Here is a 24,668-nt window from a genome sequence, read left to right as displayed (position 1 = left end):
ATAAGTACCAGGAGGGGGAGAAAAGAAAAACGGCCCGTGATGAGGGCCGTTTGAGCCGGTGAGGATGTCAGGCCGTCGCGATTTCCGGCGCGGCAACCACCTCGACCAGACAACTCATGGCGTTCGGCCCCTGAGTCAGCGACGACGTGCCGATATCCAACGTCAGCACGTTGGCGTTACCTGATCTCTCCACCGGGTCCCATTCCGTCTGCTCCCAGCCCGGGTCGAACCATGCGCCGGTGGACATGATCACCACGCCCGGCGTAACGCCGTCGGTGATTTTCACCCCGCCATAAATTCGGCCGCGCGCGTTGCGTATTTCGACCTGCATGCCGTCGGCGATATTCCGCGCCGCCGCATCCTGCGGGTGCATATAAAGCGTTTCCCGCCCGGCCGTCTTGTTGGCGGCGACCTGCGGCGTGCTGCCGAGTTGGCTATGAAGGCGGTCGGAGGGCTGAATGGAGATGAAATGCAGCGGCCACTCCCGTGCGACCTCGGCACCCAGCCACTCGATCGGCGGCCGCCACTCAGGGTGCGGACCGAAGTCGTCGTAGCGGTAGCCTGCCAGCGTCTCGCTGAACAGCTCGATTTTGCCGCTCGGGGTTTTCAGCGCGTGCTGTTCCGGGTCATCACGAAACGCTTCGAAGAAGACGAACGGCTTGTCGTCCATCGGAATATCGACATAACCCTGATGCCAGAACGCGTCGAATTCCGGCCACGCTTGTCCCGTCTCTCCCTGGCGTTCGCGGCACTGCTGATACATCATCGCCAGCCAGTCGCGCTCGCTGCGGCCCTGCGTGAACGTATCGCCGTAACCCAGCCGTTGCGCCAGCTCGCTGAAAATATCCACGTCATTACGGGCGTGATGCTGCGGTGCGATGGCCTGATGCATGGCGAAAATGTAACGATCCCGAGACGAACCGCCGATGTCGTTGCGCTCCAGCGTGGTGGTCACCGGCAGCACGATATCCGCCATACGGGCGGCGGGGGTCCAGACGATATCCTGCACTACGACGGCATCCGGCTTACGCCAGCCTTCCACCAGCCGGTTGAGCTGTTGGTGATGGTGAAACGGGTTGCCGCCCGCCCAGTGGATCAGATGGATATCCGGATAGGTGTGCGTCTGGCCCTGAAATGTGTAGGGCCGGCCGGGTTGCAATAGCATGTCGGCGATACGCGCGACGGGGATGATGCTGCCGCGATTCGGCACTGAGGGCGAGGCCGGGGCAGGGGTGGCGATCCGTTCGTTGCCGACGCTGTTCATCGAGCCGTGTCCGAACGAGAAGCCGCCGCCGGGCAGGCCGACCTGGCCCAACATGGCGGACAGGGCGATCATCATCCAGTAGGGCTGCTCGCCGCGATGCGCGCGCTGTACGGAGTAGGTGCAGGTGATAAAGCTGCGCACGCCGATGAGTTGTTGAGCAAGCCGCGCGATCCGCTCGGCGGGAATACCGGTGATGGTGCTGGCCCACTCAGGCGTTTTGGGCGTGCCGTCGGTGCGGCCGTCGAGATAGTCGCTCAGAGCGTCGTAGCCCACGCAGTAGCGTTCCAGAAACGCACGGTCATCCGCCTCAAGACGGCGGATCTCGAATCCCAGCGCCAGCATCAGCGCCACGTCGGTGTTGGGGCGAATGGGTATCCATTCCGCGTCAACGAAAGCCGGGCAGTCGTCGCGCATCGGACTGATATTGATGACCGGAATGCCTCTGGCTTTAAGCATCTCCAGGGCGACTTTCAGCGTATGCTGACCCGCGCCGCCGGAAGCCACCTGTGCGTTTTTCAGCGCCAGCCCGCCAAAGGCGATGAACAGCTGGCAGTGATCCGCCACGCTGCGCCATTCGGTCACTTTACCGGTGAGCGGATGGAAGGTGCCGATGACATAAGGGAGGAAGAACTGCGCCGCGCCCCAGCTGTAGTTGCCTGCCTGATCGACCGCGCCGCCGCCGGCGAAGTAGAAGCGGCGCACCTGCGAGCGCGCGTGGTGATAGCGTCCGGCGGAGGACCAGCCGTAAGAACCGGCGAACAGACCGTCGGCGCCGTAGCGATCGCGCACGCGCCGGTTTTCTTCAGCCACTAGATCCAGCGCGACATCCCAGTCCACCTCCACAAACGGTTCTTTGCCGCGCAGCGAGGTGTCGCTGTTTTCCCGTTTCGCCAGCCAGGAACGGCGAACGGCGGGTTTGCGGATGCGCTGGGGTGAATAGACCAGCGGCACAATGCTGTCGAGCATCGGGGACGGATCGGGATCGGCGGCAAACGGCTCGCAGCCAATCAGCCTGCCGTCTTCCACTACGGCCGTAAATGCGCCCCAGTGCGCGAGATGGGGGTAACGCGTTATTGTCATAGTGCCCTCGGAAAATCAGTATTTTTTCCTCGCCGAAGAGCCGGCATGTATTGTTGGCGGATGATAATGATCCAGATAAGCAATAAACACGATGTCAATCGGATGGTAAAGAGGGTAGGCGCTTTTTTAGTTCGGTCGGATAGTGCTCAAGGTGCATGCGGTTGATTTTCAACCGACTTGATGGGGGAGTCGATGGTTCAGTAAGACTTTTAGGGCGCGCGTTGATAACGTCAGTCGGAACGACGTAATCCCTGTTTCAGGCGCATGTTTATCTTGCCTGCGGCAAACGAGTCCCTACAGCTCTGGGCCTGACATTCTTCTTCTTAGGATTGGTATAACCTTTGCTTGTGTAAAGTTGTGTATATTCACAGAAGGGATCACAGGCCGATGACCGACACAATCCATACCAATCAAAATCGCCGCGAGATGTTCAAATATTCAGGGGCGTTACTCGGTGGTTTGGCGCTGGCAGGGCTGAACAAATCGGCGCTGGCTTCTTCTCTCGCCGGTAGCAAAAGCAGCGGCACCACCACGGAGCCGGTGATTCGCATCAACTACAATGAGAACCCGTTGGGGATGTCGCCCAAAGGGCAAGAGGCGGCGCGTCTGGCCATTGCCAAAGCCAACCGCTATCCCTACCAGGAAGAACGGCAGTTGCAGGAAAAAATCGCCGGACTGCACGGCGTGGAGAAAAGCAAGGTGCTGATGCTACAGGGCTCCTGCGAGGGCATTCGCTCCTGTTTCGAAGCGCTGGGCACGGCGAAAACCCAGTTGGTTATTCCCGAACTGACTTACGAAGGCGGCCCTAAGTACGCCAAAATCATGGGGATGAATATCGTTCGGCTGCCGATGTTGCCGGGTTGGACGTTTGATATCGAGGCGATGAAAAAGCGGTGGCTGCCTACCACGGTCCGACCATCGTTTATATCGTTAATCCCAACAATCCCAACAATCCCAACAATCCCAACAATCCCACCGCCACCATTACGCCTGCGGATCTGATCGAGCCGTGGATCAAAAGCAAACCGGAGGACACGCTGTTTCTGGTGGATGAAGCCTACGCCGAGTTCGTCAACGACCCACGGTTCCGTTCGGTGGACGGGCTGATCCGCGAAGGGTGCGACAACATCATCCTGCTGAAGACCTTTTCGAAGATCTTCGCGATGGCCGGTATGCGAGCAGGCTATGCGATTGGCAATCCCGCACTGCTGGCAAAAGTGGCGGACTACAACACGTCTGAGTCACTCAACTATTGCGCGATAGCGGTTGCCGGCGCGTCGCTCGACGACAAAGCCTTCATAACCTACAGCAAAAAAACCATCGATACGTCCCGTCAGATCCTGATCGATACCTTGAAATCTCTGAACCTGGAGTATATGCCATCAGAGGCCAACTTCCTGTTCCACCGTATCAAGGTGCCGCTGGAGGGGTATCAGAAGCGTATGAAAGAGCATGGCGTCTTGATTGGCCGCGCCTTTCCGCCCGCTACTGACTGGTGCCGAATTTCCATGGGCACGCCCGAAGAGATGCTCACCTTCACCCAGCTGATGCGGGAGCTCAGGGCTGGCTGTAAGCGTTTAATCGCGAGGCGTCAGAGGCGGCCGTGATACCGCTTCTGACGTCATCATCCTGTGTTCTTCCGAGCTTCGTCGCCGAGGTGCGTCAGGCCTTGACGGCGCGCTTGCTGGGGATGAGCGCGGTCAGCGGTTTTTCCACAACACGGTAGGCAATCATCCCAACGGCCAGCGAAACCAGCGTGGTCAGAATAATCACCGCCGTTTGATTGATGTCGCTGACGGACAGTTTTTTCATCAACATGGACAACGTCATGGTGACAAAACCGTGCGCTAAATAAATGGAATAGGACGCATCGCCGATCAGCATTAATGCGCGGGAGGTCCATCCTTCCAGAGAACAGGCGGAAAACAGCACGATAAAAATAGGGCAAATATAAAAAACAACGGGCAGCCAGGCGGGTTGGAATAGACGACAAATCAGGTAAAGGACCAGAACCATTCCGGATAATAAAAACCCTTTTTTTAAGGTCAGTTGCTCGGACAAAAAGAAAATAACCATCCCCGCCAGAAAATACAGCAGAATAGGATTGGTCAACAATATGCTGGCGCCTGTATCCGCAGGGAGCCATTTCCCGATGAGATAGGAAATCAGGAAACAGAACGAAAGGGTCAGCAATATATGACTTTTCTTACCGAAGAAAATACATACCGCAAACAGGCAGTAAAAAAATATTTCGTAAATCAGCGTCCACCCTTGAGATAAGATCGGATTGATGCGCCCGTCCTCGCCGATATGCGGCAACAGCAGGTAAGAACTGAGAATTTTGCCCATATCGAAGTGGTGACTTTTTAACGCCAGCCCGGCAAGCCACAGCGCCAGCAGCGCGGTCGTCCAGAACCAATAAGGGGGAATCACCCGGTTAATTCTGTGAATCAAAAATTTTTTCGCCTCTTGCGGCGACCACGTTTTCTTATGCGTCGTTTTCATCATGATAAAACCGCTGATGATGAAAAATATATAGACGCCTAACGTGCCGAGATCTTCGAGTCGATATCCATTTTGAATACCACCATTATAGATGGCCGTTGTGGTGTGCGCGAAAATAACCATGATGGCGGCAATACCACGCCAATACTGAATATAGCTTAGTTTTTTATTCATATTTAATACTCTGAAACTCAGTGTGTCGGGGCTATTTCAGTGGCTCAGAGTAGGTGAAGCTATTTTTATTCTCAATGAAATACTACGCTTTCTAATCATAAACAGAATTATCTCTATTCCCCGCGTTGATGTTGTCGCTGACGTTTCGGTCCGGTCACGGCGTTCCGCCGGAAGCGTCGGTTTTACTTTCACCCTATCGACGGATGAGGTATTGCTATCGGGCTGAAGCGGTCGCCTGGGTCGCACCGGGCGGTTTTGTTACCCGTCGAACGGGCCTTCGACCCGCTTCGCCGTTTGTCTGTTCATCATCAGGAGTGTTGCCATGCATCAGAATCGGGGATCGAATTACCTGCGGCCATACCGCGACGATAGGTTAACGCCGTATATCGAGATTGACGATCTGCGCCTGCAACGAAATCTGCGGCAGATGCAGCTGAAAGCGGACGAGGCGGGCGCCAGCCTGCGGCCCCACGTCAAGACGCACAAGAGCGTCGTTATCGCTCGTCGGCAGATCGCGGCGGGCGCGGTGGGGATTACGGTGTCCAAACCGAGCGAAGGCGTCGCCTTTATCGAAGGCGGCATAGAAGATGTTCTGCTGGCCTATCCGGTCGTGGTCCCTGAGAGCATTCGTGAACTGCTGGTCGTCGCAGCCTATCGCCGTGCGCGGGTCTCTTTTATCGTCGCCGATCCGCTGGGCGTTGAAGCCATCGCCTGCGCGGTGAGGGAGCAAGATGGCGATCCCGTCATCGTGTATGTGAAGGTTGATGTGGGGCTGGGCCGGGTGGGTGTTGATCCGCACGGCGAAGGCGGCGTCACGCTGGCGGGGCATATCGCCCGTTGTCCCGAGCTGCGGTTCGGCGGTTTGGTATCTCATGCCGGTCATGCCTATGGCGCCTCGGGGATTGCGCAAATCCAGACGATAGCAAAAGACGAAGCGATGCTGCTGCGCCAGCTACAGACGCGCATTTTGCAGCACGGCGCGGTCAGCCGCTGCGCCATCTCCACCGGTGCGACGCCGACGGCGTTGGGAGCGCCGGTCGCGCCGGGGGTGGATGAGATTCGACCGGGCAACTACGCGCTGCTGGATTTAACGGCTATTCGACTCGGACTGTGCCAACCGGACGATCTGGCGATGAGCGTTGTGGCGCGGGTGGTGGCAGTCAACGATCGCTATGCGATTATCGATGCCGGTTCGAAAGCGTTGACGTCCGATCGCGGGCCTCATGGCACGGGCGCCAGTCATTGGGGGATCGCCATCAGCGAGCATTTGCCTCTGGCCTATACGGTGGAGAAACTTTCCGAAGAGCACGGTTTTGTCCCGCATCAGGGGCAGCAGCCGCGTTTGGGTAGCCTGATGCGGGTCTTCCCCAATCACGCCTGCGCGGTAATGGCGCAGTTCAACCACTGGGTGCTACGCGGGGAGGACGATGCGGGAAAAGTCATGCCGACGGAAGGGCGGGGCTGTTTTCTGTAATATGCGCTGGCGGCAGCAGATTTGCAGCCAGCGACAATCGCGTCCTGAGCACGAGCCACGATGTGGTTACGCCGTTTCGGTCTCCGGCGCGGCGATGAATTTTTGCTGGCCTTGCGCTTTCAGCCAGGCCATCAGCGCTTCGCTGCTCATTGGGCGAGCATAAAGATATCCCTGCATCAGCTGCACGCCGCACCGTTTGAGGTAGTCATATTCATAGGCGGAGTTGACCCCCTCGGCTACCATTCTCAGCGCCAGGCGGTGGCTAAGATTGATGATCGCATCCAGCACCGGCGTATCCCGGTGGGCGGATTCGATCGTGCCGATGAAACCTTTATCTATCTTGAGATAGTCCAGCGGAAACATTTGCAGATAGGACAAAGAACAGTGCCCCGTGCCGAAATCGTCCACCGCGATACGAATGCCCTCGCTTCGAAGCTGCGTCAGCTTTTGTATGACATCCTGAGTATCGCTGATCAGACTGCGTTCCGTGAGCTCCAGGGTGATCTGAACACGCTGATGCCGCAGCGTTTTTGCCAACTGATGGATATCATTCACAAAGTCGGGATGATGAATATGCGCCGCCGCGATGTTGATCCCCAGCCGAAAATCTTGCGGCAGCGTCCAAGCGCTGACGTCGGCGGCCAGCAGTTTAAACAGGTGTTTCGATAACGGAATAATCAACCCTTCGTTTTCGGCGGAGGGAATGAAAACGTCGGGGCTGATGGTACTGCCACCCGGCCTAAACCAGCGCAACAGCGCTTCCGCGCCAATACAGCGTTCGGACTCCAGGTCGTACAGCGGCTGGTAATGCACCGAAAACTCATTGGCTTGTATCCCTTTACGCAGCTCATCGCGGAGCGATATCTTGCGTTTTTTCCAGGATCTCACGATGTAGATGAAGATCAGCGATAAAAACAGCGACAGCGGCAGGAACGTCAGGAAGTCATTAAGCCAGTCTTGCAGTATCTCCACCGGCTGCACCTCGGCGCTGACGATAATCGGATAACGTTTGGACGCACGTTCGTGATACAGCGGCGAGATAAACGGAAGCAGCGTTTGACTCTTCTCACCTTCCTGGATGCGAAAACCGCCGTTGAACTCGACGGTCAACTGATAAGGACGGGCGTTATTGATGGCGCTCATGAAATCGAGCAGATATTGACCGTCGACAATCACGAAGGCGCCGTAGGTCGGCGAAAACTGTCGGGCGAAAATAATCGCGGGGCGGCTGGGCACGCCGCGCGTGCGCGGCACCGAAATGCTCCATCGTTCCGGCTGTACCGCAGGCAACGGAGACTGGATGATCTGCGTCAGCGGGATGACCTGATCGCCGGAGACGGAGGAGCAGTACATATCCCGTCCGCTCATCAGCCCCAACGAGCGGAAATAGGCGGAGAGCGTACCTTGCCTGATGAGATCGTTGAGTACCGATTCACAGGATTTTCCCTTCAGAGACGATAACCGGGCCACCTGATCCCAGGCCATGCCGTTGATCGTTTCCGCCTGATGCAGAATCACCTGGGTCGTGGCTTCCAGATCGCGCTTCACGTCCTGTCTGGCGATGATATAGCTGAAGATGATGCCGAGAAGCAAAGGTAATAAGGCGGCGGCAAGCAGTCCTGCTCTGTATTTACGAGCCTGAGTGCGACTATAGACGATCAAGAAAGCCTCCATTCTAAGATGGTTCAGAACATTATTGCTGGTTTGAAAAGGGTAGGGGAACAGCGAGATGCGGTTCTAGACCAGACGCATTATGCCGGAAATCTCTTTGCAACAAGTGTAGCACTCGCCGTCCCGGCGCGGGAATAAGTTGTTGGGGGCCAACGGAAGACAATATGACCTGCCGCGCGGAACGACAGGTCGGGGATTATCGGCGCTTGCGCGGCGGCGGAGAAAGCGGCGCTACTTAACGTCCGCGTAAGGCGTCATCGGCAGGATCGGCATATCCATATCGCCTTGCCAGCCCGCTCCCGAATAGCGTAGGTAGAGGACGGCATGGCTGGGCGTATAGTCCTTGGCTTTCTGGATATCGACGCTGAGGCCCAGCGTCCAATGCTCTGTCAGCCGTCGCTCCACCTGTGCCTGCAAGGTGTAGCCGATCCCCTGACTGCTGCCGCTGGCCGAGGCCCGATCGCTGTCGAAGCCGGGGTAGACGGGATAACGTCGCTGACCGGCGGTTTTCGAACGAGACCAGGAGACCGAGCCGCCCAGATCCAGCGACCAGTTATCCATACGCTGCCGATAAGTGACCGGCACCGCGAGCGAGAGGTAGCGCTGCGGGCTGTAATAGCCGCCCTGACCGTAGGTGTAACCGCTGAGATCTTTCTGGTAGCGCCAAACCATGCTGTTGAAACCGAGGGTCGCGCGACGGTGATCTTCGTTGATCAGCTTGTAGTAATAGCCGCCCATCAGACGCCGGCGCTGGTTGCCGGCGACGTTTTTACCGTTGATGCGATGAGCGCTGATGTCGCCCCACAGGCCGTGATCGCCGCCGTGATCGTAGCTCAGACCGATTGCGCCTCCCGTCGCTACGACGCCTCCCCAGGTATTGCCGTTGCCGCCGCCCGGGTTCTGCGCGCCCGCAAATGCCAGCAGCGAGCTGGAGATAGGCCGGCGCGAGGCGGTGAAGGTCACGCCCACATCATGGATATCGGTTTTACGGCTGATGCCGCCGACCCAGTTCAAGACGCGAAAGCCTATCGGCGTCGTTCCCATATCTACCGACCAGTCCTGATGGCGCCAGCCCGCGCCCAGCGCCACGCCTTCCGCGCGCTGCGTTCGAGCGCGGCGGCAACCTGAGTCCGCGCAGGTGCCGAACAGGCTGGTGTGCGTGCCGTTGGCGGCGCTGAATTGCCCTGCGGAGACGGCGACATGGTCAACGCGCAGGAATCCTCGGCCGTCCGCGATCGGCGTTTCCCCCTGCAACATGGTGGTATGCGCGGTGAAGTCAGATTGACCGCCGGTCCCCTTGTTGCGCGAATAATCCTGCGCCACGGAGAGCGTGGTGTCCTGCTGGCGATAGAGCGACGCGGCGTCGGCACGTATTGAGCGCTGTAGCCAGCTGTCTTCCGGGCGCAGGCGAGTCAAGGCGGTGAAGGCGGCGTTATCGCTCGGCGGGGCCGGGGTGATGCCGCTGTCGACCATGGCCTGACGGTAGTCCTCCCGCGCCTCGTCGGGATGTCCCTGCTGGCGGGCGAGGCTGGCGGCGTCACGGTAAATCCGCGCGCCCTCCGGGGAGGGTGGCGTCTGCGCGGCGCGGCGTTTTAGCTGCGTGTACAGCGAATTGGCCCGCTGCGGTTCACCCAATCGCCACCAAAGATTGGCGGTGCGTCTGCCCTGATCCAGCGAGGGTTCGACGGGACCCGTTGACAGCGCAGCCAGCGTCGTTTGCGCCTCCTGCCGACGGCCCTGCGCGGTGAGCGCTTCCGCCTGACCGATACGTGCGTCGCCGTTAAATGGGTCGCGCGTCAGCACCTGTTGATAGCCGGTCAGCGCCGCGTCGGTGTTTCCTTGCTCCAGCGCCCAGTCGGCCTGAACGACGCGGCGACGCGGCGTGTCCGGCAGCATGTGCAGCAGAGCGTGCGCCTGCGCATCCCGTCCGGCGGCGTGCAGCGCATAGGCGCGGGTATAGACGTCCTCGTGCTGCAAACGCGTCATCAGATCCTGCAAACTTTGCTCACGGAGTGCTTCCGGCACGCTGTTCAATAGCGCCAGCGCACGATGAGCCCGATCGCTGCCGGACAGATAGAGGCTATAGGCGTAGAGATGGGTAGCGTCGTGCGGCTGTTGGCGCGACATCGCCTCCATCTCGCGGTCGGCTACCTCCGGCTGTCCGGCAGCGCGCAGCGCGGTGGCCAGGCGATAGTGCAGCCAGACATCATCCGGCGCGAAGCTAATGGCTTCGCGGTACTTCTCGACCGCCGGCGTCCAGCGAGACTGAGCGGCCAGTCGGTCGGCATCCGCCCGCAGCGTATCGCTGCGCAGTGCGTTGAGCGTGGCGAGCAGGGCGCGTTTTTGCGCGGGCGTCAGTCCGTTCTCGATAAACGCCATCGCTTTCTGCGGCGACTCCTGCTGGTAGAGCGTCACCAGCCGCCGCGCCGCCGTGGCGTTACTGTCCATCTGCAGCGCCTGGCGGTACAGCTGTTCCGCCGCGAGGGGATGATGACGCGCCAGCGCGACGTCGCCGAGTCCGATAACCGCATCGCTGCCGTCGTTATCCAGCGTGCGCGCCTGCCGGTACTGCCGCTCGGCCGTGTCGAGATCCTGCGCGGCGAGCGCGCTGTCTCCGCAATCGACGGCCAGCCAGTAGCGGGTGGATTCCAGCAGGCTCTGCCATTTGGCGACCTTCAGGCTTGCTTCGTCGACCTGGATAGCCTGCTCAAAATAGTGAACCGCCGCGGCGCGTTGGTTGCTGCGAGCCAGCGCCTGTCCCATCGCGCCCAGCACGTCGGCGTCGTTGGGATTGGCACGCAGCGCCTTCTGCAGCGCGGGGATGGCCGTCGCGCCTTCGCCTCGCGCAACGCGGGCCAGGCTGGCGGCGCGCTGTTGAAACACCGGATCGGCTAAAAGTTCCTGCTGACGATCCAGCTCCTGCCGCCCGTTTTGGTACTCATCGCCGGTGGTGAACGTCGTCAGGTATTCGTGCAGTTGCGCCACGCTGTCGCCGGTAATCGGCTGCGCTTTGATGTATTTAAGCCACAGCTCGGCGGCGTCATCGCGCCCGCGGGCGTTGTCGGCCAGCGCCCGAAGCGTGGTGATGGCCTGCCGCGCATCGTCCTGGGAGAACAGCATCCGGGCGATCTGCATCCGCACGCTAACGCTGCCGGGGTACTGCCGATCCAGCGCCTGAAGCTGTTTTAGCGCCAGCGGCTCCTGACCCGGGATGCGTGCGGCCAGCCGCCAGTATTCATAGGCGATGTCCACGGTGGGATAGACGCCGTGAAACAGCGCGTCGTAGGCCGCGCGCGCTTCCACCAGCCGACCGGAGGCCGCCAGCAGGCGGGCTTCCTGCCACTGCTGACGGCCTTCCGCCGTCGACAGCATCATGCTGACCGTGGCCTCTTGGGCGGCAGGGGAGTTAGGCGCTTCGGCGTTCAGCCGGTCCATGTAACGCTGGGCTTTGGTTCGGTCGCTCTGCATCAGCGCGTGCCGCAACAGGGCGGCGAGGACGTCCGGGTTATCGGGCGCGATATTCTCTAGTCGATAAAGCGACTGCTTCACCAGTTCGAGCTGGTGGCTGGTTTCTCCCATTCGAACCTGCAGCAGCAGCCAGTCGACGGGGGAAATACCGCGCTGGCTGTCAGCAACGGGCGCAGAGACGGCATAGACGGCGGGCGCCGCGGGGAGTCCGGCGAGGGCAGGCAGCATGAATCGCAGCCAGTTTATCTTGATGTTACGCATGTTTCTTTCCAGGCGGGGATGACATCGCCGTGCGGCGAAAAGCGGAAAAAGCGGCTGTCCCAACCGGTGCCGAACAGGGTCAGAACGGTGCGGTAATAGGCCTTTTCGCTAAAAGGGGTATTCCACACGCGCTGGCGTTGCTCGGACAGGGCGGGAGAGCGTTGGAGCAGCGGCAGCAGCGCGGCGGAAAAGCCGGCGTTGCCGAGTGGCTCGCTTGCTGCATGACTGACGTTAATGCGCTCCGGCGGCGCGGCGTGGGTTTCCACATAGCGGGCCATCGGCATAAACGCCTGCGACAGCGACGCCTTGTCCGGGTCGCCGTCATCCAGCATGCCTGCCCACAGATATACCCTAATGGCGTTATAACTCCCGACCGGTTCTTTGCCCTCATCGAAATGCCAACCGGTTCCCGACGTCCATGCGATCCAGTCCGGCGAGAAACCGCGCGGCGCGGTATCGATCAACAGCTTCATCGCTGTGCGATGCAGACGAGACCAGAGGCTGGATTGCTCGACGAAGCTGGCCAGCAACGACGGCGGCAAATAGCTCGGATTGACCGTCCAGCTTGTCTGCGACGCGAAGCCGTATTTTCCCGGCAGCAGTACAGGGCCGAGATCGGGCACCTCGGCCGTTTCTTCCCGGGCGATGCGCTGGAGCAGCAGGGTGCCCATGACCTGATAAGTGCGGCTTTGCCACAGCTTTCCGGCCTGTAACAGCGAATAGGCGATCCACAGGTCGGCGTCGGCGGCGGAGTTATCGTCCCGCAGCGTCTGGCGGCCGGTCGCCGCATCGCGCCCCCACAGCCAACCGGGCAGGCGCAGCGTCAGATCGCCGTTCGCCAGATGGGTTTCCGTCCAGGTCAGTATGCGGTCAAAGCTGTCGCGGTCATTCGCCGCGAGGGCGAAAAACAGCGCGTAGCTTTGTCCTTCGGAGGTGGTGATGGGGTCGCCCTCGTGGGGATCGATGACCTGACCGTCGGCGCTGATATAGGCCTGCCGGAACTGTTCCCACTGCGGCCAGCGGCATTTTGCCGTCGCAACGCTGCCAAACAGCAGCGCCAGCACACCCCAGCAGGAAACTCTCAGCCGTCTCACAGAAACGCGTCCTCGTCGTCGAGACGACGCTGGCTGATACGATGCATCAGCCGCCAGGTCATTAATGCCAACAGGATGACCATAAAGACGGCGAGGGAAGCCAGCCAGACGGGATGCGAGGACATCGCGCTCCAGATGCTCTCCCACCACGGCAGGTAGCCCACGAACCAGGTGTCGCCGACCCGGAGGCTATTGACGCCGGACTCGCGAATGATGGAGACGGCGCCGAAGATAGCGGCGCGTTTGCCGGTATCGTTCAGCGCGTCATTCAGCAGTGCGTAGGCGCGCGGGGTATCGGCCAGCAGCGCGACCACGCTGCGCTGGTCATGGTAGGGAGACTGGAAGCTGACGATTGCCGCCATCGGCCCTTCGGACAGGATCGTGGTCTGGCTCTCCGCCATACGGTCGGAGGCGGCGGCCGGCGTATGCAGCGCCATTTGACGCAGCGGCTTTTTCACCCAGCTTTTGGTGGTATCCACCAGCAGATTGACGTCGCGACCCTCGCGCAGATTATCCGGCAGGCTGCCGATCATCAGCAGGTCCGCGTCCTGGTTTTCCGCCTGCTCCCAGTCGTCCGCAATGCGCACGTTCAGGGCCGGGAAGCCGGTCTGCGCGCCGATATTGCCCATCACGTTAAGCAGCGTGCTGACCTGCGCCGGTTGCGGATGCGCGTTCACTAGCAGCAGCGTCTGCGACAGATCTGCATGACGGCTGAACGGGAAGCCCGCGTTGGCGAAGGCGCGCAGCGACGGCATTTCCAGATAGTGGCGATAGCCGGAGAAGTCGACGGTCGAGTCGCCGTCGATCACCACGTGGTTGGCGACCGGCATCACGGTTTCGCAGCGCTCTTCCTGGATGCCGCCGATCTGGTGGGCGGCGTAGTCGAAGTCAAAACGCAGCTGGTTCGCCGCGCCGAGGCGCAGCGCGGGCAGCGTCACCGCCGCATTGGTGTCCTGCTGTCCCTGAATCAGCGGGACGTGCAGTAGCCACTGGCCGCTGCTGTTTTTCGTCGTCAACGGCACGTCCTGCACAAACTGATTATTCAGGTTCACCGCCAGACGGGAGCCGTCGTTCTGGCGCGGCGAGGTGTAGCGGTACATCACATTCATGTCGATGCTGCGTTCGCGCACCAGATAGAGATCCGGCGGCAGTCTTAACAGCAGGGAGATAGGTGAAGGCTGCAACCCATCAGACTGGAACTGCGTCTCGTACTGCTGCAGCTCGGAGAAGCGGGTCGGGCGGTCGGTATGCGCCCAGTTCGGCGCGTCGTAGGGCAGACGCGGCGCTAACTGACGCACGTTGTCGATAGTGGACGACTGGCCGCGCAGCAGGACATCGCCCTGTGCGATCCCCTGAACGGCAGTGATCAGGTCGGTATCGTCCCGGCCCAGTATCAGCAGCATTTTGTTGTACGGGTCGTCCGGCTGGCTGAGGATCTCCACGGTGGGCTTGGCGACCGGCGGATAATCTTTTAGAAAGTCCGGGCGGTGCGCGTTGGTGGCGAACACGACGGCGTGCTGATGCGACGGCAACTGGTTATACAGCACCGGGAAGCGCTGTCCGCGCCAGTCGGCTTTGACACCGAACCAGGATGCCAATATAGCGGCGGCGCGCTGTTCGGTCGTCGAGGGACGGGCGGAGAACACCACCGGCAGTTGAAGCGGCTGGGCGTCGCGGCTGTCGAAGAACGGTTCCGGAAAGCGAGACAGGTCGTTCTTGAGCGGCAGCTTTTGCAACGTCAGTTTCAGCGTGCTGTCTTGACCCACCGCCATCCAGATAGCCGTGTTGGTGCTGTTTTCACACTGGTTGGCGTAGTGACCCACCAGCGACAGACGGACGCGGTTGAAATCGGTGATAAAACGCGGGTCAAGTTCCAACTGGGTCTGGTTGTTCTTGCCTAGCTGTTCGGCCGTGATGGGCACAATGCCCACCAGCGCGTCGTTAAGAAACACCTGCAGATGCGACTGCGAGGGCAGCAGCGCGGGCGAAGGGCGATAGCTCAGTTGCAGTACGGCCCGGGTGACTAGTTCATCGCTGCGCACGCCGAACTCTATCTGACCGTCCGGGCGCATCCCCTGCAACTGGAAGCTGCCCGGCGGAGGCGCCAGACGACTGAACGGCAGCAGGCTGTCGCGCAGCGGCGCCGTCGCCTCCGTCTGCTCGGACACGCTCTGCGGCGCGGCATTATCGATGGCGGCAACCGTCCCCGCCGTGGCGGTATGCTCGGAGAACACGTCCGCATGAGTGATTGGAGAGAGTCCAAATAGTATAAAAGTGAACCAACGTAATCTTCTTGTCATTGTGTCATCATCAGTGGGGTCATACTTTCTGGCCGGCAGCTCCGGCAGAGTGGGTCCTGACCTGTTGGGGAAAAAGCGAAGCCACCCAGGCGACGAACGTCGTCAGCATCATAAACAGCCGCCGTAATCGGGGCGGTCCGTACTCGGCCAGACGTAAGTAACCTTTGAAACCCAGTACGGCGATATCCGCGAGGCTATGCAGAGGTTTGTCCTGAGGGAAGCTGTCCTGCCATAGCGCCCAGGTGTCGGCGCGGGCAAACGTGCATTGGATGAAGTCGACCTGCTGCTCGGTCGTCAGATTGTGCAGCCGAATCCCGGCTGCGCGTCCCAGAACGCGTTGGACGCAGCAGGGGAAGTAGAACTCCTGACCGTCTCGTTGCAATATCAAAAACACTTTCTCGTTTTTGCGCAGCGCCAGTTCGTCCCGCAGCTCTACTCCGACGCCGCCGTCTGAGTAGTCGCGCAGCGTGCAGGGCAGCATATGACCGTTTTCCCGCGCCAGCGCGGCGGGCATATCGATGTCCACACGGTGCGACTCGCGCAGCTGCCGGGCTTCGACCGCGACGGAAACGGCGCCGCCGAGGATCACCATGTTGTACAGCACCCAAATAAGGCTGATGACCACGGTCAACATCTCGTTCTGCGGACCGTAGTACAGCCGCCAGAACGCCATGACCAGGCCCGCCAAATTCAGCAACACCAGCATGACGTAGGGACGGGTGATCACCCAGTCGAGGTGTTTCTGGGTCACCAAACCGCCTTTAGCGGTGACGTTGAATGTGCCCTTGTTGGGATTGAACAGCGCGACGGTGGTGGGCCGGGCGATATACCAGGCCAGCACGGTTTCATACACCTCGCTCCAGAACGAGTGACGATAGCGTCCCTGAATGCGGGAGTTAGTCAGGCTGGTGTGCAGCATGTGCGGCAGCACGTAAATGGCGATGGCCAGCGCCGGCGCAAAAATGATGTAGGCATGGCATAGCAGGAAGGCCAGCGGAGCCAGCAGGAAGATCAGCCGCGGAATGCCGGAGAGAAAGTGCAGCATGGCATTGGCGTAGCACAGCCGCTGCATGAAGGTCAGCCCTTTCCCCATCAGCGGATTGTCCAGACGAAAAATCTGCACCATGCCGCGCGCCCAGCGGATGCGCTGGCCGATGTGCGCGGACAGGCTCTCCGTCGCCAGCCCGGCCGCCTGCGGGATGCGGATATAGGCCGACGAGTAACCGAGCCGGTGTAGACGCAGCGAGGTGTGCGCATCTTCCGTGACGGTTTCAACGGCGATGCCGCCGATCTCATCCAGCGCGCTGCGGCGGATGATGGCGCAGGAGCCGCAGAAAAACGTGGCGTCCCAGACGTCGTTGCCGTCCTGCACCAGTCCGTAGAACAGGGTGCCTTCGTTCGGTGTACGGCGGAAACGGCCGAGATTGCGCTCGAACGGATCCGGCGAGAAGAAGTGATGCGGCGTTTGCAGCATCGCCAGCTTCCTATCTTTCAGAAACCAGCCCATCGTCATCTGCAGGAAGGAGCGCGCCGGCACATGATCGCAGTCGAAAATGGTGACGTATTCGCTGTTGCAGGCGGTGCGCAGGGCATGGTTGATGTTGCCCGCTTTGGCGTGTTCGTGGGTGGCGCGCGCGATATAGCGAACGCCGATGCTATCGGCGAACGCGCGGAATTCCGGTCGGTCGCCATCGTCCAGCACGTAGATGGTCAGCTTGTCCTGCGGCCAGTCGATGCCCAGCGCGGCGTAGAGCGTGGGTTTGACGACGCTGAGCGGTTCGTTGTAGGTGGGGATCAGCAGGTCGACCGTCGGCCAGATATCGGGATCGTCGGGCAGGGACACCGGCTGGCGATGCAGCGGCCACAGCGTTTGGAAATAGCCCAGAACCAGTACCCCCCAGGCGTAGGTTTCCGCGACGACCAGCAGCAGGCCGAAAACCAGACTGACCGGGTCGTCCCAGTTGAGCGTCGAGCTATAGCGCCACCAGAGATAACGGCAGGAGACGGTCAGCGACAGCATGATCAGCATGATGGTCGGCAAACGGCCGGGCAGCCGGCGCACCACCATCGCCATGCCCCACAACAGCAGGACGAAGATGAGCTGGGTAGCGATATCGAACGGCTGTGAGATGCACAGCAGCCCCAGCAGCCCGACGAGGATCGCGCAGCCAATGAGAGCGAGCCGCCGGAGCCAGGCCGGCAGCCGACCGACCTGGCGTTCGGCCCGCGTATGGAGCTGGCGCTGGCGAGCGCGCTCCGGCAGGCCATCGAGCCAGTGATGAATACGCCGACGGCTGTTCAGCAGCCCGCTGAAGGACGAGCGCTGCGCGTCGCCGGGGAAAAACAGCAGCAGCCAGGCCAGTTGCAGCAGATAACGCAGCGCGTCCAGCGGCTGTGGTCTCTGCGAGTCAATATGTGGAAACAGCCGACGCCGTTCGGCGATAATGGCCTGCCAGGCGGGCGTTTCCAGACGGCAGAAGGTCCAGGCCAACACGACCCACAGGCACTGCGAACACGCCGTCGGGCCGGACACTTCCCTACGCCGATAGCCGCGGTAGCGGCGCTGCAACGCCTGATGAACCGGTGGGCAGAGCAGCCAGCACAAGGGATTCATGCCGTTCGCTCCGTCACGTTCAGTTGCAGCCAGGCCGCCAGCGTCGCTATTTCCTCCGTCGCCAGACTGGATGGCTGGTATTCCCCCACGGGCTGTTTCATCATCAGCGCTTCGGAAAAGGCCTCATCCTGATGGACGACGATCGGGAGCAATGATTGCAGCGTACTGCTCCACAGCTGGCGCAAGTCCCGCTGTACGGCGCTGTTGACGTTGAACAGGTTGAGGAGATACAGGTCGTCGGCGTCGATGTGCGCGCGATGCAGGCGCAGATGGCAGTTGGCGTCCGGCGTGATCACTCGAATCGCCCGATCTGCCGCATGCAGCAGATTCTGCGTCAAGGGAAGCCGATGCGTCGGCATGTCCAACAGAATCCAACGATAGTTCTGACGCAGTATGTTTAGATCATTGTCGATCCAGGGTTGGAGGAAATCCGAGGAAAACGTCTGGTAGTGCCTATGCTCGGCGTCATCCAGTCGACCGAACGGAATGAAGTCGAGGCCGGAGAGATAGCGCATGGCGCTTTCCCCCCACTCCCGGTCTTCGAGCGCGGCGCGCATCCAGCCGTCGCGATAGGACACGGGCGTGTTGAAATGGATCCCAAGCTGGTTGCAGGGCGAAAAGTCCAACGCTATGACCGATTCCCCGCTCTGGTTGAGAGCCCAGGCCAGCGCGGAAGTGAGTGCGGTGGTTCCGGTGCCGCCGCGTATTCCCTGGAGAGCAATTATTGGCATGGGTCATCATTCTCTTGCTGCTCGGAATTAAATTCATGCAGTAGAGACCAGCGCGCAATGACTCTGGCCAGACGATTTTCTCTGGCAATATCGACATACCGAATAGGCGCTAATGAAAAAACTTTATTCATTATGGTAATATCATTTTGCGGCTGTATGCAACCCGCATTTTTATAAACGGCGTTTTCTCTTTTCATCGTCCACTGATGGTTATCGTTTTATATGTGATTAAGAATAAAGCTTTTGGCTTTATTGGAATTATCGGGTTAATCTGTATTATGATCTAAAAGATGGTAAGAATCCATAATTAATGGGATAAGGATGTGATGATTTTTCAGTATATTACAATTATTTTAAAATTAACGACAAGTGATAACGTTGTTTCAATCTCTTTATTATAAAAATTAATCTATGAAATATTTCTCTACGTTAGGAATAGAACAGCTGCCGGATGAATTAATGCTGATTCAGCCGCCAGGTTGTTATTGGGTTACGGTTCAACGGCAGGAAGACGCTATTGCGCTGGCACGACAGATCATAAGCGCCCAGGCGGCGGTAATCTTGCTCAGCTCAGCCACCGCGCCGCGCGAGCTGCTGACTCCGCCGCTGTCTTCAGGGCCGGATCGCATTCCGATGTATTCATTACCGCAAACCAGCAGGGCATTATTGAAGTTGGATAAAGAATTTTTACGTCTATTTTCATTTTCGTCAAATCCACAATTGGTTTTGTTTTATACCGAGGTGAGTGATTGGGATAAATTAACTTCTTCAGAATTGTCCGAGTGGTTAAAGAGAATGAATTTCTCATTAAAGAAGAATTATATTTCGATGGTAATTATTACTTATGGAAGAGAAATAATTTCATTGGGTGAACATCTTCACGGCCTATTTCGCTATTTGAATGGATTTTCGTGTCTCGAATATCAGAAAGATAATTGGAAATATAGAATACATTGGTGGTATAACGCTACGCGATTACTGGCAGATAGACGGTTGGCGTTAATTTTGGAGCACAATCGTTTTTCGATGATGCAACAAGAAGAGCAAAACACGCCATTAACATTGAATGACGAGCATATTTTTATTGCCGAACGCAGCGTATTGGAAGGGGCGCCCCCGTTATCGAATCAGTGGCAATTACATGACGGCAACGATCGGGTTTATGCACGGGCCGAAGAGGCTGACTCCGCGACCGTGATTTTCTGCCTCAGCCACAACGTTCAGACCGGCGGACTGGCTCGCCATATCCACCGACTGCGTAGCCTGCGCGGCGCAGGGCTGAAAATCGTCGTGCGCGAGATGGAGGTGTGTCAGCGCCAGAACGACGAGCGTCTGCTGCTGGCCTGCGGTGTTAATATGATTGTGCCGTTCGGCACCCCGTTGTCGCGTTTTCTGATCATGCTGGAAGGTCTACAAGGGCAATGCTATCAGCGCTATGTGCCGAAAGATTTCACCGTCTTGCGGAAGCTGCAGCAGCCGCTGCGCCAGAAAGGTTTCATGCCTCTGGAGAGGTTCTGCCATACGGTGAGGCTGCTGCTGAACGATCAGCTACTGCCGGAAAATAGCAAGGGCGTACTGGTTGCGCTGACGCCGGTGAGCCAGCTGCGGGCGGAGCAGGCATTGACGCTCTGCAAAACCCGGCGTAACGGAGATGTGTTCACGGTGATGGATAACCGCCTGTATCTGTTCCTATTTTCCTGCCATCTTCATGACTTGAAAACGGCGCTCGCGTCCATCTTCCCGTTGCCTTATGACGAGATTTTCTCCGGCCGTCAGGTTTGGTGCGAAGATCTGCCGATTCTGTCGGAAATCCGTCTGATGGGCGCGAGGGTTCCGCGTGGGTTGACGGAGGTGACGGCCGCCGCCGTCAGCGAGGGCAATACCGTGTCGGCCTCCCCTTCGTCGCGGCGGGTGCCGCAGCGCATCAGGCTGCAGCAGGGCGAGGGGGCGGCCAGATGAATCTGATGGAAATCATGCATGCAGGCATTCTTTTCCTGCTGATCATTTTAGTGTTGTGGGTGTTTCTTCCCCGCTGGCTGTTCGCACGCTGGCGGGGTTTTATTCATCGTCTGACGCCGTCGCGCGCGATGAAATATGAAGGAACCTGGCGGCGAAAATCTTCACAATCGGATGTGAAATAATCATGACTAAAGTAAAACAAGCGGCGCCCAATGCGGTGTCCTCCTGGCGTTGCTGGCGGGGTTTGGGCGGCTGGAATTTCTATTTCTTGCTGAAGTTCGCACTGCTGTGGTTCGGCTATCTCAACTTTCACGCGCTGGATAATCTGGTCTTTCTTTGCTGGCTGGTGTTTCCGCTGCCGTCGCAGCGCCTGCACCGGTTGCGTCAGTGGATCTCGATCCCCATCGGGATCGCGCTGTTCTATCACGACACCTGGCTGCCGGGGATGCAAAGTATCCTCAGCCAGGGGGCACAGCTCACCGAGTTTTCAGGCGATTATCTGCTGGATCTGGCGGACCGGTTCATTAATGGTCGAATGGTCGCTGCGGCGTTCGTCCTCTGGGTTCTGTACCTGTTCATCGCCCAGTGGGTTCGCGTTACCGTGCTGGTGACGGCGATGCTGTGCTGGATCAATATAATCAATATCGCCGGCCCGGCTTTCTCACTGCTGCCCACGACGGCGGCCACCCCTCAGGTAGCCATCAACAACGGCGCGCCGCAGTCCGGCCAGGTTAATGCTTCGTCGGATGGGCTCGACGAGCGCGCGCCGCCGACCAGCGCCAATCTTTCGGCTTTTCTCTCGCGTTTTTACGCGCAGGAAAAGCAGCGGGTCACGCACTTTCCTGACACGCTCCCGGCGGATTCGCAGCCGTTTGATGTATTGATCATCAATATCTGCTCGCTGTCGTGGTCCGATTTGGACACGGCGCAGCTCCGTCACCATCCGCTGTGGAAACGGTTCGATATTCTGCTTGGCAATTACAACTCGGCGACGGGTTACAGCGGTCCTGCAGGTATCCGCCTGCTGCGCGCCAGCTGCGGTCAGACGCCGCACGGCGACATCTACAAGCCGACGGCGGATCACTGCTATCTGTTCGACAATCTCGAAAAATTGGGCTTCCGCCAGCAACTGGTGCTGGATCACCCCGGTATTTTCGGCAACTACCTGAAGTCGCTGCGCGAGCAGGGCCGCATCGGGGCGCCGCTGATGTCTCAGGGGGGGATCGCGCCGTCCTATACTTCGTTCGACGGCACGCCGGTGTTCAGCGATGCGCAACTGATGCAACGCTGGCTGGACGATCGCCAGCAGAGTAATGAGATGCGCAGCGCCACCTTCGTGAACGTGATCCCGCTGCATGACGGCACGCGCGATCTGGGAACGACGCGATCCGCGCCGTATCAGCCGCGTGCGCAGCAGATGTTCGATCAGTTGGAAGCCTTTATGCGCCAGCTCGACGAGTCAGGACGGCGGGTGATGGTGATCGTCGTACCGGAACACGGCGCGGCGCTGGCGGGCGACAAGATGCAGATGTCCGGCTTACGGGATATCCCAAGCCCGGCTATCACGCATGTGCCGGTAGGCATTCTGTTCGCGGGTATGAAAGCGCCTCATCAGGAGCAGCCGCTGCGCATTGATGCACCGACCAGCATGCTGGCGCTGTCCGAGCTGATTTCCCGCGTGGTAGACGGCCAGGTGTTTAACGCGGCCAACGTTAATATGTCGGTCCTGACCGATAACCTGCCGACGACGCCGGTGGTGTCAGAGAACGACGGCGCGGTGGTGATGCGTTACCAGGGAAAAACCTGGATACGGCTCAACGGCGGTGACTGGGTGAATTACCCCTAACGCTGACGACCGTGATGTCTCCGACGATGGCGTCGTGGGTAACACTACGGCGCCATCTTTTGTGTGGATGAAATAAAAAAAGGCCCGCCTCGTGATGATATTCATCATGAGGCGGACCGTCGGATTAGCCAGCGGCTAAGGCTTGACCGCTAGGCTTTCAGTGAAGCCATATCGATGACGAAACGGTATTTGACGTCGCTTTTGAGCAGTCGCTCGTAGGCGTCGTTTATCTGCTGGATGTTGATGACCTCGACATCGGAGACGATGCCGTGCTTGCCGCAAAAATCCAGCATTTCCTGCGTTTCCGCAATGCCGCCGATGCAGGAGCCTGCGATGGAGCGGCGGCCCAACACCATCGGCATCGTGTTCAGCGGCGGTTCGACGTGGCCGAGCTGGCCGACGAACACCAGCGTTCCGTCCAACGCCAGGGTAGTCATATACGGGTTGATGTCGTGTTCATAAGGCACCGTGTCGATAATCAGATCGAAGTGGTTGCTCACCGCTTCCATCTGCGCCGGATCGGAGGACAGCACGATGTGATGAGCGCCCAGACGGCAAGCGTCGGCCTCTTTGCTCTTGCTGCGGGTAAACAGCGTGACATCCGCGCCCATGGCCTGCGCCAGCTTCAGCGCCATGTGACCCAGACCGCCGAGTCCGACGACGGCGACTTTACTGCCTTTGGTCACGTTCCACTTGCGCAGCGGCGACCAGGTGGTGATGCCTGCGCATAGCAGTGGGGCGACGGCCTTCAGATCGAGACTGTCCGGGATCCGCAGCACGAAGTCCTGCGATGCGATGATTTTTTGCGAATAACCGCCGTAGGTCGGCTGGTGATCGTGGCGGTCGAGTCCATTGTAGGTCTGGATACTTCCCTCTTCACAGTACTGCTCCAGACCCTGCCGACAGGGCTGACATTCGCGACATGAGTCCACCATGCAGCCGATACCCGCGAGATCGCCGGGCTTGAACTGGGTCACTTCGCTGCCGACCTCGGTGACTCGGCCGACCACTTCATGGCCGGGGACCAGCGGATAAAGGCTGATTCCCCAGTCGTTGCGGGCCTGATGCAGGTCGGAATGACAGACGCCGCAGTACAGCACTTCAATGACGACATCGTCAGGTCGCGGTTCGCGGCGGGTGAACTCAAGCGGCGCCAGAGGGGCCTGGGCGGACTTAGCGGCATAACCGAGCACTTTCATGTTCATTCTCCTGTTTCATTGGGGTACTACCGTAGGCTTAATGACCGCCAAAACGGTCTCAATGCGGTGTCTGGTTGACATTAGCACTGACAACCGGATTTTACTTCGGTGAGCTGACACTCAAAATCTTTATTGGTCGATCTCCGACGAACGCAAGCATTGCGTCATTTGCCCGGATTTTCACGCGTCAGGCGCGAAACCGCAGCATGAGGTTGAATCCGGCTTCTGTCGGCACCTGTATAGCGTTTCCTTTTTCAATAAACGGCAGATTGCCCGCCAGCAGGCTTTGGCGCGTCTGATCGAGCGAGCGGGTCCTGAAGCCCAGCGCCGCCATGCGCGGCGAGCCGTCGTCGTTGCGCGGCGGCACGCCGAACTCGGCGCGGGCGGCCTCGGCGCTGATGAAACGCACCTGCGTCGTCCCCGCCTGTAAGCGAAGCTCGCCGTCAGGGGCGGAGACGAACGGCGCCGGATCGAACAGACGGCGGTAGATCTCGGCCGCCTCCCGCGGGCGTTCGGCCACGATCACGAACTCGTCGATCTCGACGACGCCGTTGGGATGATCGCGCCACGCCGGCTGCCAGACGGCTTCCGGGGTCAGGTGCAGACAAAAGAAGCTGACCCCGTTCGGGATCGCGTCGCCGCGTAGCCGGGCGATGCGAAAGCGCGCATTCAGCGAACGGCCGTCCGGCAGCGTCACCGGGCGGGAAAAGGCGGCGGGCGGCTCGCCGTCGAGCCCCTGCCGTTGCAGATGGCGATACACGGCGTCCGCATCGTCGGTTTTCCACACCAGTCCGCTCAGACCGAGCGGCGAGCGGCAGAAATCTTTGCCGGTTTCGGGTTCATAGCCCAACAGTTCCAGATAGGTCTCGCCGAAGATCGCCAAATGGTTACTGGAGCCCATCGTGTGATGACCGCGCTCGCTCAGTTGGAAACCCAGACGCCGAAACAGCGCGCAGGCTTCATCCAACCGGTCGGCGACGTTGACGATCACATGGTCGACCACGGGGGGTAATTCGGTCATACGCCAT

17 protein-coding genes are annotated in these 24,668 nt (G+C 59.4%); 6 read left to right on the top strand and 11 right to left on the bottom strand.

All coding sequences use genetic code 11. The features are described from left to right. Positions 1 to 67: 67 nt before the first annotated feature. Positions 68 to 2,344 (bottom strand): molybdopterin-dependent oxidoreductase, encoded by a 2,277-nt coding sequence (locus I6N93_RS10875; protein ID WP_085685028.1) that lies wholly within the window; start codon positions 2,342 to 2,344, stop codon positions 68 to 70. Between the two features lie 387 nt (positions 2,345 to 2,731). On the opposite strand from I6N93_RS10875, the gene I6N93_RS17355 reads away from it, so the two are divergent. Both I6N93_RS17355 and I6N93_RS10870 read left to right on the top strand, forming a co-directional pair. Further along, positions 2,732 to 3,346 (top strand): aminotransferase class I/II-fold pyridoxal phosphate-dependent enzyme, encoded by a 615-nt coding sequence (locus tag I6N93_RS17355; RefSeq protein WP_253454698.1) that lies wholly within the window; start codon positions 2,732 to 2,734, stop codon positions 3,344 to 3,346. Further along, positions 3,238 to 3,951 carry an aminotransferase class I/II-fold pyridoxal phosphate-dependent enzyme gene (locus I6N93_RS10870; RefSeq protein WP_253454696.1) on the top strand — a complete coding sequence of 238 codons (714 nt, stop codon included), beginning with the start codon at positions 3,238 to 3,240 and terminating at the stop codon, positions 3,949 to 3,951. Before I6N93_RS17355 ends, I6N93_RS10870 begins: the two co-directional genes overlap by 109 nt. A gap of 55 nt (positions 3,952 to 4,006) precedes the next feature. Here I6N93_RS10870 and I6N93_RS10865 read toward each other — a convergent pair whose 3' ends face one another. Continuing rightward, on the bottom strand, positions 4,007 to 5,023 hold the full coding sequence (locus I6N93_RS10865) for an acyltransferase family protein (RefSeq protein ID WP_085685025.1): 1,017 nt from the start codon (positions 5,021 to 5,023) through the stop codon (positions 4,007 to 4,009). 322 nt (positions 5,024 to 5,345) lie between these two features. Here I6N93_RS10865 and I6N93_RS10860 point away from each other — a divergent pair, with 322 nt between their 5' ends. Then, positions 5,346 to 6,497, top strand: a complete 1,152-nt coding sequence (locus I6N93_RS10860) for an alanine racemase (RefSeq protein ID WP_085685023.1) — start codon at positions 5,346 to 5,348, stop codon at positions 6,495 to 6,497. Between the two features lie 66 nt (positions 6,498 to 6,563). Here I6N93_RS10860 and I6N93_RS10855 read toward each other — a convergent pair whose 3' ends face one another. From I6N93_RS10855 to bcsR, 7 genes are all read right to left on the bottom strand, one after another. Beyond that, positions 6,564 to 8,159 carry an EAL domain-containing protein gene (locus I6N93_RS10855; RefSeq protein WP_232100008.1) on the bottom strand — a complete coding sequence of 532 codons (1,596 nt, stop codon included), beginning with the start codon at positions 8,157 to 8,159 and terminating at the stop codon, positions 6,564 to 6,566. 240 nt (positions 8,160 to 8,399) lie between these two features. Beyond that, positions 8,400 to 11,897, bottom strand: coding sequence for a cellulose synthase complex outer membrane protein BcsC (gene bcsC / locus I6N93_RS10850; protein WP_085685018.1), 3,498 nt, complete (start codon positions 11,895 to 11,897; stop codon positions 8,400 to 8,402). After that, positions 11,879 to 12,991, bottom strand: a complete 1,113-nt coding sequence (bcsZ, locus tag I6N93_RS10845) for a cellulose synthase complex periplasmic endoglucanase BcsZ (RefSeq protein WP_085685016.1) — start codon at positions 12,989 to 12,991, stop codon at positions 11,879 to 11,881. Before bcsZ ends, bcsC begins: the two co-directional genes overlap by 19 nt. Then, positions 12,988 to 15,291, bottom strand: coding sequence for a cellulose biosynthesis cyclic di-GMP-binding regulatory protein BcsB (gene bcsB / locus I6N93_RS10840; protein ID WP_085685014.1), 2,304 nt, complete (start codon positions 15,289 to 15,291; stop codon positions 12,988 to 12,990). The genes bcsZ and bcsB overlap by 4 nt, the downstream gene beginning before the upstream one ends. Positions 15,292 to 15,310: 19 nt before the next feature. Beyond that, the gene (gene bcsA, locus I6N93_RS10835; protein WP_085685011.1) at positions 15,311 to 17,905 is read right to left on the bottom strand and encodes a UDP-forming cellulose synthase catalytic subunit; all 2,595 of its coding nucleotides are present in this window, start codon (positions 17,903 to 17,905) and stop codon (positions 15,311 to 15,313) included. Then, on the bottom strand, positions 17,902 to 18,636 hold the full coding sequence (gene bcsQ / locus I6N93_RS10830) for a cellulose biosynthesis protein BcsQ (protein WP_085685008.1): 735 nt from the start codon (positions 18,634 to 18,636) through the stop codon (positions 17,902 to 17,904). Before bcsQ ends, bcsA begins: the two co-directional genes overlap by 4 nt. Then, complete coding sequence (gene bcsR / locus I6N93_RS10825; protein ID WP_085685005.1) at positions 18,627 to 18,833, bottom strand: cellulose biosynthesis protein BcsR; 207 nt, start codon at positions 18,831 to 18,833, stop codon at positions 18,627 to 18,629. The genes bcsQ and bcsR overlap by 10 nt, the downstream gene beginning before the upstream one ends. Positions 18,834 to 19,047: 214 nt before the next feature. On the opposite strand from bcsR, the gene bcsE reads away from it, so the two are divergent. Genes bcsE through bcsG form a run of 3 tightly spaced genes read left to right on the top strand, consistent with a single transcriptional unit; the run spans position 19,048 to position 22,441 of the window. Continuing rightward, the gene (gene bcsE, locus I6N93_RS10820; RefSeq protein WP_085685002.1) at positions 19,048 to 20,595 is read left to right on the top strand and encodes a cellulose biosynthesis protein BcsE; all 1,548 of its coding nucleotides are present in this window, start codon (positions 19,048 to 19,050) and stop codon (positions 20,593 to 20,595) included. Continuing rightward, positions 20,592 to 20,777 carry a cellulose biosynthesis protein BcsF gene (locus tag I6N93_RS10815; protein WP_085685000.1) on the top strand — a complete coding sequence of 62 codons (186 nt, stop codon included), beginning with the start codon at positions 20,592 to 20,594 and terminating at the stop codon, positions 20,775 to 20,777. The genes bcsE and I6N93_RS10815 overlap by 4 nt, the downstream gene beginning before the upstream one ends. A 2-nt stretch (positions 20,778 to 20,779) precedes the next feature. Beyond that, positions 20,780 to 22,441 (top strand): cellulose biosynthesis protein BcsG, encoded by a 1,662-nt coding sequence (bcsG, locus tag I6N93_RS10810; RefSeq protein WP_085684998.1) that lies wholly within the window; start codon positions 20,780 to 20,782, stop codon positions 22,439 to 22,441. 149 nt (positions 22,442 to 22,590) lie between these two features. Here the strand turns inward: bcsG and I6N93_RS10805 are convergent, their stop codons facing one another. Further along, entirely contained in the window at positions 22,591 to 23,640 is a 1,050-nt protein-coding gene (locus tag I6N93_RS10805) for an NAD(P)-dependent alcohol dehydrogenase (protein WP_167459552.1), read from the bottom strand. A gap of 187 nt (positions 23,641 to 23,827) precedes the next feature. Beyond that, positions 23,828 to 24,661, bottom strand: coding sequence for a VOC family protein (locus tag I6N93_RS10800; protein WP_085684993.1), 834 nt, complete (start codon positions 24,659 to 24,661; stop codon positions 23,828 to 23,830). Positions 24,662 to 24,668: the final 7 nt, after the last annotated feature.

Source organism: Lonsdalea populi, assembly GCF_015999465.1.
Taxonomy (GTDB): Bacteria; Pseudomonadota; Gammaproteobacteria; order Enterobacterales; family Enterobacteriaceae; genus Lonsdalea; species Lonsdalea populi.
Note: the sequence above shows the minus strand (reverse complement) of the source record. Positions and strands in the feature narration are given on the sequence as shown.

Excerpts from the sequence above, each read along its gene's own strand:
- bcsG (WP_085684998.1), top strand. The coding sequence starts at position 20,780 with ATGACTAAAGTAAAACAAGCGGCGCCCAATGCGGTGTCCTCCTGGCGT.
- bcsR (WP_085685005.1), bottom strand. The coding sequence starts at position 18,833 with ATGAAAAGAGAAAACGCCGTTTATAAAAATGCGGGTTGCATACAGCCG.
- bcsE (WP_085685002.1), top strand. The coding sequence starts at position 19,048 with ATGAAATATTTCTCTACGTTAGGAATAGAACAGCTGCCGGATGAATTA.
- bcsA (WP_085685011.1), bottom strand. The coding sequence starts at position 17,905 with ATGAATCCCTTGTGCTGGCTGCTCTGCCCACCGGTTCATCAGGCGTTG.
- I6N93_RS10860 (WP_085685023.1), top strand. The coding sequence starts at position 5,346 with ATGCATCAGAATCGGGGATCGAATTACCTGCGGCCATACCGCGACGAT.
- bcsC (WP_085685018.1), bottom strand. The coding sequence starts at position 11,897 with ATGCGTAACATCAAGATAAACTGGCTGCGATTCATGCTGCCTGCCCTC.
- I6N93_RS10800 (WP_085684993.1), bottom strand. The coding sequence starts at position 24,661 with ATGACCGAATTACCCCCCGTGGTCGACCATGTGATCGTCAACGTCGCC.
- I6N93_RS10875 (WP_085685028.1), bottom strand. The coding sequence starts at position 2,344 with ATGACAATAACGCGTTACCCCCATCTCGCGCACTGGGGCGCATTTACG.
- I6N93_RS10815 (WP_085685000.1), top strand. The coding sequence starts at position 20,592 with ATGAATCTGATGGAAATCATGCATGCAGGCATTCTTTTCCTGCTGATC.
- bcsB (WP_085685014.1), bottom strand. The coding sequence starts at position 15,291 with ATGACAAGAAGATTACGTTGGTTCACTTTTATACTATTTGGACTCTCT.
- I6N93_RS17355 (WP_253454698.1), top strand. The coding sequence starts at position 2,732 with ATGACCGACACAATCCATACCAATCAAAATCGCCGCGAGATGTTCAAA.
- I6N93_RS10865 (WP_085685025.1), bottom strand. The coding sequence starts at position 5,023 with ATGAATAAAAAACTAAGCTATATTCAGTATTGGCGTGGTATTGCCGCC.
- I6N93_RS10805 (WP_167459552.1), bottom strand. The coding sequence starts at position 23,640 with ATGAAAGTGCTCGGTTATGCCGCTAAGTCCGCCCAGGCCCCTCTGGCG.
- bcsQ (WP_085685008.1), bottom strand. The coding sequence starts at position 18,636 with ATGCCAATAATTGCTCTCCAGGGAATACGCGGCGGCACCGGAACCACC.